Source organism: Pseudovibrio axinellae (genome assembly GCF_900110875.1).
GTDB classification, from domain to species: Bacteria; Pseudomonadota; Alphaproteobacteria; order Rhizobiales; family Stappiaceae; genus Pseudovibrio; species Pseudovibrio axinellae.
The window spans coordinates 1-10,196 of sequence record NZ_FOFM01000021.1; the positions used below are offsets into that span (position 1 = coordinate 1).

The 10,196-nt window shown below is 48.2% G+C and carries 10 protein-coding genes; 3 read left to right on the plus strand and 7 right to left on the minus strand.

Features of this window, described 5'->3' with window-relative positions; translation table 11 throughout:
- The first annotated feature begins 180 nt into the window (after window positions 1-180).
- Window positions 181-450, plus strand: coding sequence for a DUF2798 domain-containing protein (locus tag BMZ51_RS21750; RefSeq protein ID WP_068008757.1), 270 nt, complete (start codon window positions 181-183; stop codon window positions 448-450).
- Window positions 451-659: 209 nt separating this feature from the next.
- Entirely contained in the window at window positions 660-1,568 is a 909-nt protein-coding gene (locus BMZ51_RS21755; protein WP_068008762.1) for a DMT family transporter, read from the plus strand.
- Between the two features lie 52 nt (window positions 1,569-1,620).
- Here the strand turns inward: BMZ51_RS21755 and BMZ51_RS21760 are convergent, their stop codons facing one another.
- From BMZ51_RS21760 to BMZ51_RS21790, 7 genes are all read right to left on the minus strand, one after another.
- Window positions 1,621-2,367 (minus strand): formyltransferase family protein, encoded by a 747-nt coding sequence (locus tag BMZ51_RS21760; protein ID WP_068008765.1) that lies wholly within the window; start codon window positions 2,365-2,367, stop codon window positions 1,621-1,623.
- A 13-nt stretch (window positions 2,368-2,380) separates the two neighbouring features.
- Window positions 2,381-3,679, minus strand: coding sequence for a capsular biosynthesis protein (locus BMZ51_RS21765; protein WP_068008768.1), 1,299 nt, complete (start codon window positions 3,677-3,679; stop codon window positions 2,381-2,383).
- Window positions 3,676-4,980: a capsule biosynthesis protein gene (locus tag BMZ51_RS21770; RefSeq protein WP_068008770.1), complete on the minus strand. Its 1,305-nt coding sequence runs from the start codon at window positions 4,978-4,980 to the stop codon at window positions 3,676-3,678. The genes BMZ51_RS21765 and BMZ51_RS21770 overlap by 4 nt, the downstream gene beginning before the upstream one ends.
- A 15-nt stretch (window positions 4,981-4,995) precedes the next feature.
- On the minus strand, window positions 4,996-5,652 hold the full coding sequence (locus BMZ51_RS21775) for an ABC transporter ATP-binding protein (protein WP_068008773.1): 657 nt from the start codon (window positions 5,650-5,652) through the stop codon (window positions 4,996-4,998).
- Window positions 5,652-6,419 (minus strand): ABC transporter permease, encoded by a 768-nt coding sequence (locus BMZ51_RS21780; RefSeq protein WP_068008776.1) that lies wholly within the window; start codon window positions 6,417-6,419, stop codon window positions 5,652-5,654. The genes BMZ51_RS21775 and BMZ51_RS21780 overlap by 1 nt, the downstream gene beginning before the upstream one ends.
- A 9-nt stretch (window positions 6,420-6,428) precedes the next feature.
- A complete protein-coding gene (locus BMZ51_RS21785) occupies window positions 6,429-7,808 on the minus strand; it encodes a KpsE/RkpR family capsule polysaccharide export protein (protein WP_068008779.1) in 1,380 nt (459 codons plus the stop codon).
- A 178-nt stretch (window positions 7,809-7,986) separates the two neighbouring features.
- Window positions 7,987-9,168, minus strand: coding sequence for a polysaccharide biosynthesis/export family protein (locus BMZ51_RS21790; protein WP_068008782.1), 1,182 nt, complete (start codon window positions 9,166-9,168; stop codon window positions 7,987-7,989).
- A gap of 245 nt (window positions 9,169-9,413) precedes the next feature.
- Here BMZ51_RS21790 and BMZ51_RS21795 point away from each other — a divergent pair, with 245 nt between their 5' ends.
- A complete protein-coding gene (locus BMZ51_RS21795) occupies window positions 9,414-10,181 on the plus strand; it encodes an SDR family NAD(P)-dependent oxidoreductase (RefSeq protein ID WP_068008785.1) in 768 nt (255 codons plus the stop codon).
- Window positions 10,182-10,196 lie beyond the last annotated feature (15 nt).

Consider the following 10,196-nt stretch of genomic DNA (forward strand, 5'->3'; position numbering starts at 1 on the left):
CCCAACATGGCCATCGGTGGCATTACGCCCGCAACAAAACTAAAAATGGCGGCATAGCTCTATTACCAAACTCCTCCATAAATGGGGGGATTACCGGCTGAAAGACAGGCCATTTTCTGCCCTTGACAAATTTGTTTGAGTTCATATATTTTGAAGCCAAATAAAAATAGAGAGATGTGTATGAACGTTTCCCCTCGTACCTACGGGTATCTGCTTCGCATTTGCATTTCATTCTTTATGAGTATGTTGATGTCATTTTCAATGTTGGTTGTTAATCTTGGATTTGTTGCGGACTTCATGTTTTTGTGGTTCAAGTCCTTTTCTATTGCGTTCGCGTTGGCCGTGGTAATTAGTGCCTTTGTTTTTCCATTGGTGGCAGCCCTTCTGTCGAAATTCGTCAATGTTTGTGAAAAAACTGGTCGCTACAGCGAAAGCGCTGAAAGCTGCTGAGCGCAGGTTTTTAAATTGCACGATCCCAGCCTTTTGCAATTAATAATGGCCGCGATGTTTTTTGAGTTTGATTTCTGAGTCGTCTAAGTATAGGTGCATATTGAGTGTCAGCGGACGCTTAATATTTCTTTCCAGCCCATCACCTCTTCGTAGATTAGCTTTCTAGTCGTTTCTAGTCAGCGGTTTTGTGCTGCAAGCAAGGACAGGATATGGCTCAGTTTCTCGCAAAGCGAAATCTGGGTATCGCCCTCACGATACTATCAACGCTGATTTTTGCCGCGCAGGACGCAATTACCAAGCAGCTTGTGTCAGATCACCCAGTCTGGTTCATCCTTATGGTGCGCTTCTGGGTTCTACTTGCCATCGCAGTTGGTTGGGCGTTAATCAGCAAACAGGGCTTTTATTCTGTCGTTCGCACCAGACGCCCTGTGCTCCAGATTATTCGCGGCATTTTGTTGTTTGGTGAGATTTGCCTGATCACTTTCGCATTCAGTATGCTTGGATTGGCAGATGTTACTGCGATTTTTCAGGTGCACCCACTGATAGTGACTGGCCTTGCATCGGTTTTCCTTGGTGAAACAGTAGGGTGGCGCCGTATGCTAGCGATGCTTGCGGGAATGTCTGGGCTATTGATCATGCTGCAACCAGACGGAAACATCGGCGGATGGGGTGCGGTGGTTGCCTTGGCAGGCTCGGTTAGCTTCGCACTTTATCAACTGTTGACCAGGGTTGTGAGTCAGGATGACAGTGCGCTGACATCGTTTTTGTATGTCGGTATTATAGGCACGGTGATCTCAACCATAGTTGGATCGCAACACATAATGCCTTTTGACGAGGTTGAGTGGGTTTTGTTGCTAGGCATCTGTGTGACAGGTACCTCCGCACACTTTCTGCTTATGAAAGCACTCTCCTTGGCGCAGGCAAGCGACATACAGCCCTTCAATTACCTTCAGTTGGTTTGGTCCATCCCGATTGGTTTTCTAGTTTTCTCTGACCTACCAATTGCCACTACGATATTGGGTGCAGGTATTGTCGTTGGAGCTGGGCTGTTTTCTCTGTCGCGGCAACGCATTCGTGATGAAGAAAAAGCGGCAGATCAAACCCAGAAAAGAAACTAACAAAAGAATTAGGAAGGAGGAGAAGTCTTTCAGTGGCTCTCCCCGCTTAAGATCAAAGCCTATTTCCACGTCCCAGAAACTTAAGAACGTCGCGGTTGGTTGGCCAACTGCGATAGCGTGCCGGCCGATCGTCTTCGGTTGGTAGGCAATCACTCTTATTTAGAAAATGAGAGGCAACGAGGTTGCCGGTTTTGCTGAAGAGTTCAAGGTTAGTTCTAAAGAGTGTTCTCTTTTGAGGCACTATACGCTGCTCTGCCAAGACCAGCCCTGAATCTATCTTTTGAATGCTCTCGTGCAAGCTAACGGTGAAACTCTTTTCATCATCCATGATTGCATCAAAGACTGGATCTGGGCCCTTGAAGATGGGGAGTTTTCCGGGATGAATGTTATAGGTTTTGCCGCCAAAGCGTTCGTAGAACTTAACCCGTAGAATTTGGCCAAGGTGAACACTCAGGAAAATATCTGGTTTGCAGCCCTCTAAGAAATCGAGTGTTGTTTTGGAACTCACATCATTTGTGCGCAGGATAGGGCAATTAAGGCTATGAGACCAAACCGGCATGGCCTTCCACTTTGGAACATGAGGAAGCCGACAGGCAGGCTTGGTGACTGCCCCTAAGTAGCCGGTATAGATTGGGCCAGAACGCGAGATGAGTTTTTTGTAGGCTCGCCAGTTGCCCTGGGTCCCGTCGATGGCTGTGCACTCCACCAAACTCGTAATTTTAATGTCTGGATGGCGAAGGAGGGAGTGTAACGCGGCATCTGTATAGACACTGGCGCTCGATATGAGGCAGATCTGCATCCGTATTCCCTATCTACATGAAGTACTCGTATGTAACGCCCATCGTCTGCGCCTTTTTTAGTCTTGGTGGTTCGGCACTTTGCACCGGCCGTTCCATGTAGGGGCTGCAGAGAACCTTCTCTGCGGTCCCTTTTGCAGCAGCTTCCAGACCCTGCGCATTATAGAGCGTGCCGCGAACCTGATTGACCGTCTTCAACGCTTCAATAAACTTAAGGAATACGGTGGGATCTGGGGGAGTTGTGGAACACCAAAAGTCCTCCCAATCTCCCTGATGTGTGAGTCCGTCAATGTCGTATATAGTTGGCAATATACAGCAGGTTGGAATACCATATTCCAATGCTTCAATGCCAGCAGAGCTGTTAATGGTCAGCAGGCCGAGAGAAGCTTCAGCGAGTTCCTTTATAGAGCGGCCATGAATGAGTTGTGTGCGCTGCATAACTCCGTGTTTATCACTCGCCTTCGCGATTGCACGTGAGAGCTCTTTAAAACGGTATTCAAGGGGATGACTTTTGAAAACCAGCAAGGTTCCCACAGGAGCAATTTTTGAAAAAGACTCTATGACTTTGTCAATGGCCTCATAAATGCTAGCAAACGGTGAATGATCCCTTATCTGGAAATCACCATTGAGCTGTAAGGCAAACAGGTAATAGGGAGTACCGTCCTGCTTTAAACGCTTCCAGGCTGCATCTGCAGCTTTCTTTTGGCGTTTGGACTGTGCCCTTGCTTTCAGCCAGCCGCCGTAAACCTGGGTCCGCGGCTCGGTGCGATGATTGAGGTAGTACGGAAACTTTCTGGCATACAATGCGTTATAAAATGTAAAGCCCAGCTCCTGTAGCACAATTTGCTTGTAACTACCTGGGTACAATAGCTCTGCTGTGTCAGCGGTCACCGGCGTTTGCAACGCCATCAACTCATCTTTGTTCTGAGGGAAGTAGGAGAGGGCGGAGCACCCACCAAATTCAACTGTCATCCAATCGGGCCGCAGATATCCGAGTTCAGTCGCGATAATGTTCACGTCCAACCGTTTCGCTACGCCTATAGCAACTTGGTGGTAAAACCTGCGATCGCCATGAAGGAGTATATCTGTAATGCCGTTGGAAACGATCAACGCTTCCAGAAAGAGTGCCCACGTGTCAGGCTTTTGCGTGAAGCGAACAGCATCGCTCTGTTCCCAATCAGATACATCGCTACCGCAAAAGTGGACTTTCAGCGTTTTAGCACCAAGAGCTACTAAATGATGGGCTGTGCGAGCGTAGTATTTCGAAAGGGGCCCCTGTAGCAGCAGGACAGAGCGTGTTTTGTCTGAAGTCATTTATCACTCCAGTAACAATCTGCAGGTATCGGAACACCTGCTGCCTTGGCTGTTGCAAGACGCGGGGGTACTTCAACAAAAGTGCCGTGTCCGTTGACCCGATCCTCAAGGATACGTTTCACAAACTCTTTTGCAGCAATCCTGCGGCCTTCCAGATTGTAAAAACTGCCATGTATCTGAATGGTATGTCCCATCAGCTTTTCTAGGTCGTGATAAAGTTCAGAGTCTGGTTGAAGCGGATCTTCCCAAAAATTGTCCAAAGTGCCCTGATCGGTCAACCCGGCAATATCATAGATTGCAATACCCATGGGCTTAACAGGTACCCCAGTCTTCAAAGCTTCCATGCCGACTGTGCTGTTAACCAGTACACAACCACGAGAATGCCTAAGCAGTAGATTCAGGTCGCCACCATCGATGATCAATGTCCTGTCTAAGCACCTGAACTCCTCCGCTATCTGTCGGATGACTTTCGGCCACTTTTCAACGTTGTTGTCAAACGGATGCAGTTTAAAAACTAGTTTACTGCCGGCATCCGAATTTGCAGAAAATGAGCTGTAGAGTTCTCTGATGAAACTCGATAGATGCTTATAGCGCGAGTGATGCCTGATCTGGTAGTCACCTTGCATCTGCATAGGCACGACAAAATACTCGGTTTTATCGCGTACAAGCGCGCTGATCGTCTCATCAGCTTCCTTCGCAAGCCGTTTTTGACGAATCAACCGTGGAATGTAGCTGAAGTAGTCCCTGAATGGGTGATAATATCTATCCCGTTGATAAAAGGGGAACAGGTAAGGAAAGAACACCGGAATCAGATTGCAGATCACCTCATTGACCGCTTCCTCTAAGAAAGAGTGTGGGAAAGGACCAGGAGCCTCCAGCTCAGGTAAGTCCGCAGCACTTGACCTTATTTGCAACGGGTCATTGGGATAGTGAGAGTAAACACCCATGCCGCCGCGCTCAAGTGTTATCCAGTCAGGGCGCATGTACCCGAATTCGTAGGCAAATGTGTTGATCCCGCGCCGCATCGCAACATCATGCGCCACCCGGTGGTATGGCCGCCGATCTGCATAATAAATAATGTCTGTAATGTCGTTTTCGACAATCAGCGTCTCAAGCTTGTCTTGCCACTTTTTCAAACGACCAAAGTAGTTAACAGCACCAGTACCAAAACGGAAATACCAATCACTGAGCGAAAAGTTAACAACCTTGCACGCGACGTCTTCGCCTTCGAACTCCTTGAGTAACGACCGACAAAATCCAGAAGGGTGGGATTGCAAAATTAATATTGAACGGGCCGTCATACCAAGTCCACTCAACTATTTGAGTTGATTTTTGCGATGCTGAGCGAGACCTTCAGCAAGAGAATCATACATTTTCAGCCGTCCCTCATGAAGAAGGCAGGCAGTATCGCAGAATTTCTTGATCGTCCCTTCAGAGTGAGAGATCATAATGATGTTCGAGTGTTTAAGCTTCGATTCAAACATTTCATTACATTTTTGTTTAAATCGTGCATCGCCGACGGCGGTGATCTCATCGATCAAATAGCAATCAAAATCAATTGCCATGCTCACGCCGAAGGCCAGACGAGCTTTCATACCACTTGAGTAAGTTTGGATTGGAAGGCTCATGGAGGGGCCAAGCTCCGAAAAATCCTCAACAAACTCCACCATCCGCTCAGTGTCCTGACCATACATGCGTGCCACAAATCGCGTGTTCTCGATCCCGGTCATTTTACCAGCAAACCCACCACCAAAACCGAGCGGCCAAGATACCTTCACGTTTCTTTTGATACGTCCACTATCAGGTAACTCAGCTCCCGCGATGAGACGCATTAGTGTGGATTTGCCTGCCCCGTTATGGCCGAGGATACCTACATTTTTTCCCTTGGGAAATTTTGCTGTTAGCCCGTGGAGGATAGTTTTAGTGACTCCTTTCAGGCGATATGTCTTTCGAACGTTTTGGAACTCAATCATCAGTGTGACTTCTTCCTATAAAGACGTTCGCCATAAAACCCGACTAGCAGAAGAATTATAGCACAGGTCAAAAGGTAAGGTTTGCTTAGGACAACACTATCGTAGTTGCCATAATACCCCTCTCGAAACCACTCCACACCGTGTAAAATTGGATTCCAAGCAAGAATTTTTACGATATGAGAAGGAAAATCACTCGGAACATAAAATATGCCAGATAGAAAAAAGAGAGGCCGACTTATGATTCCGTCGATCTGTTTCCAAGTTGGCCACAGTCGCAAGAGCACGGCATTTGTTGCGCCCGCGCCTAAACCGAGCAGAGACACGGCAAGAAACGCGGAGGCGCACTCTTCTGGACGAACCGGCAACGCTGCGTTATCCCACCAAATAATCAGTGTAAAAAATACAATAATGATCATAAGGTAAGTCAGCGTGATCAAAATGTACTTCGAAATTAGGAGGTCAGCTTCGTGAACAAGCGGGTAGCTTAACAGCCCACGACTAGAGTTGATCGCAGTCATCAAAGAGCCAGAAAGTCTTGAATATGTTTGGAAGGTCAACACGCCCGTTGCAAAAAACAAGGCGAAGCTTGTCCCAAAGGCGGGTGATCTGCCAATAGCGGAAAAAATCATCACAAGCACTAGAGTACTCAGAGCAGGATTAACGATTGCCCAAAGATAACCTAGTTGCGTGTCGCCGAATGCTGTCCTGGTTTCTCTAAGGACGAGAGCCCCAATGACTCTTGCTTGAGTAGTGATTACACCTTCCATGCCCGCATCCTACTTGAGGTGATCACGAATGGAGTAAGCGATCATAGTCGCAAGCGCCCAGACCGCAAATAACCCGAGGAAGAGAAGGAGTGAGTTGGTCAGGCGGCGTGGATAGATGGCTTCCTCCGGTTTTGATGGAGGGTTAAAGACCGCAAGGTATCTTTGTTGACGGTCGGCCTCAGCGCGAGATCGTTCCAAACCGGCAAGTGCCGCTGTGTAGGCTTGTTGTGCAAATTCCTGCTCGACCAAAAGCTCTTCGTAGTTAGCCAGGAGAGAGGACAAGGAGGAAAGGCGATCAGCACCTTGCGGGACTTGACGCAGTCGATCAGTACCAACTCCACTTATCTCATCGCGCTTGCTCAGGATTTGCTCAATTAGAACTTTTTCCTGCTTTCGCAATTGGCGAATGGTAGGCGAACTTTCATCGATGGTTCCGACGAGGGTTGCAAGGCGTGATCTCGTGTCAAGAAGCTGTTTTTCTAATCCCGCGATTAACTCGATCTGCACTTCTGCGTTACGCGTTGGATCTATCGAGCTCTGAGTACTACGAAAATCTTTCATTCGCATACGGCTGATTTTCAATCGCAACTCTGAGCGGCGCACTTCCTCTTCAGCAAACTTCACCGCATCTTTACGCGCATTTTGGGAAAGCGTATTGACGAGATCGGCACCGTAGGAAAGAACGCGGGAGGCAATGCGCTCAGTCATCTCAGGCGTAAACGCCTGCACTTCAACTTCAATTATGCTTGATGTATTGTCAAAACTCGTTGCGATCATACCCTGCCAATAGTCAACTAGGTCTTCGATCGGCAGGCCGGGATCAAGTCGGTAAAGAAAATCGACGTTGTCATCGCCGAAATGCTCAATGATACCTTCGTCCGCGGCTAATTTTGCGACAACTTCGCGGCCTTGCATATAGTCCATCAAGATGAAGGAGTCAGTTGTGGTTGTCCCTACACTCGCAAGGCCCGTTAAAGCGCCTAGGAAATCTCCGCCTGCAGATGACCCATCCATGCCGCGAACGGCAAAGCCGATGGTTGAAGAATAGCGGTCCGATGCAATCAATAAGAAATAGGTTGTACCAAGTAAGCTCGGAAGCAGCACCATTAAAGCGAAGGACAGCGCCAAGACCTTCCGCCTGAATTGTTGAGGCCTTAAACCGCGAAATTCGAAGAAGCCCTTAGCTTCTTCGGTTATCGTCTGCCTCGCCTTGTCGATAGGCAGTGCGACGATAGAAGCAACTTTCTTTGGAGAAATTTGCTTCTTCGCTGGCGTGGCAGCTGCCTTTGGTTGAGCCACCTTGCCGCTTTGCGGTGGTTTTGCACTATCAGGGTTAGCCGCGGCTGCAGGCAGAACCGCCGCAACTTTTGCTGTTGTCCCTTTTTCCATAGCGGGTCGTCACCTTTTCGAAATTATCACTTTAACTCAAGCTTGATAGTTCAATCTGAACGCTAAGCATGGAAAGCAGCTGGTCTCCCGCAAGCATAACACGGGATCGAAATTTGAGAAGTTCATTTTAGCTTCAAATTGAGGAGGATGCCTTTACATCGGCAGGATTTCCCCAGGCTTAGAAACTGGTAGCCGCCCTGCCAATCGCTAATGTCCCGCCTAAAATGCGGATGAACTTGTTCAGTTCTGCACCGTAAGAGCTGGCAACGTAGACAACATCTTTGTCACGTAGGGCAAATAATTGACCTTTAAAATAGGACCGCGCATCTTTCATGTTAAGACGATAAATAACAGGAACTTGGCCTGGATTCGTGCCTACATACTCAGGTTTAAGCTGGGTGATGACCTGTGGGTCTTCGTATCGGAAAACAAATAGACCTTGTGCACTTGCAGAGTTTTTGTCGAGGCCACCGATGCGGCCTAAGGCTTCAACCAGAGAAACGTTGGAAGCTTGAATTGGATATTCGCCAACTTTTGGGACAGATCCAAACGCGGTAAACGTTTGAGGATCATGGGTAACGAATACCCGATCTCCCGGGCGAATATAGACGTTTTCGTCTGAGTTTAAGAACACTGAGCTCAACAATTGTGTTGCTTGACGGCCGTTTCGTGCAACAGATACATAGCTTTCTGAGGCAGGAGATGCGTTTCCGCCTGCATTTGCAACGACATCTAGAAGTCGCTCACCATTTAACTTCAGTGGGTATTGCCCTGGTTGCCGAACGGATCCGTTGACAGTGACGAGGCTACTTGCATTTTGTTTCAATGTTACAATGACTTGAGGGTCGGTTGCCTTACGATCGAGCGCAACCTGAAGCGCTTCCTGAAGCCGCTCTACAGACTTGCCTCTCGCATGCACTTTCCCAACATACGGGATCGTAATAGCTCCGCTTTGATTGACCATAAATGGTCCAAGTTCAACGCCTCCGGCTTGCCCGGTTGGCGTAAATAGCCGATCGTTGCCCTGTTCCCAGACGACGACCGAGACCGTATCACCTACGCCGACGATGTGTTTAGGGGCCCATTTCCCACCTTGAAAGACTTTTGCCAAACCGTTGGGTTGATAAGAGGACAAGACTGAAACGACTTCCTCATCCAGTTCAATCAAGTGGAAATCGAAGGGTTTCTCGCGACGATCGGATGAGGCGGCTTGGATTTCGGAGGTGATAGGCCCAGCAGAAGGAAGCACCCCACAGCCTGAGACTAAACCAAGAAGCGGCGCGGCAATTGCAATGGCTTTAAAAATTTTGGAAGTTCCTGGAACAGATTCTGACTGAGCAAGAGTACGAATTAAATGCATGAAACTTCTATCCATTGTGCCGGCGGGCCGGGAATAACTTGTCAAATATACTCAATTTGAATACGAGTTGATTATTACTCGATCCGCCGTGAGAAATCAAACCTTTGACTCGATACAGATGCTGCTATCTATTGTTTTTCTTGGAGAAAGTTTAGTTTTCACCCAAGTGTTCCAAAGAGGCATTGTGCGTTAAGGATCTGTTTGCCACCACACGCAAAAGTTTTGTTGCTAGGAGAATATTGCTGATGTTTATCCCGAAGTCGATTCTCATCACCGGGGCGAGCTCTGGTCTTGGGAGGGCCCTGGCGCTTTCCTATGCAAGAGAAGGAGTTACGCTCTGTTTAACGGGGCGTAACGAAGAACGGCTCCGGAAAACCGTAGGCGCAGTAGAGCAAACAGGCTGTCGGGTACGTTGGAAACCACTCGATATTTGTGACGCGCAATCAGTTCAAGAATGGGTTGAACTACTAGAGCAAGAGACGCCACTTGATTTGGTAATTTCAAATGCTGGGATCACGGGCTCTCACGGCGTGAACGGGACTGTTGAAACCGCTGAAATTGCGCATGCTCAAGTTGCTACAAATCTGGGAGGAGCGATTAATCTGCTGACAGCGGTGGCACCGTTTATGCAGCAGCGGAGACACGGTGGGATTGCTCTGGTCAGCTCACTCGCAGGGATGCAGCCTATTTCCGATGGTCCTGCATATGGTGCTTCAAAAGCAGGTATCATCGCTTACGGTGAGGCGATGCGTGACCACTTACATCAGTGGGACGTGTTTGTTTCTGTGATTTGCCCTGGATATATATCCACACCAATGGCTGATCAGTTTAAGAGCTGGCGGCCCTTTGAGTACACACCTGATGGGGCTGCACTCAGGATTAAGACCTCTATTGGTCGGCGAAGAGCATTCTATGCTTTTCCATGGCAGCTTGCGTTAAGCATTCGCCTCGGAAAGCTATTGCCATGGAAATTACGCCGCTTGGCGAATCAGCGCTTTAATTATGAACGCTGATTCTATATCCGATTT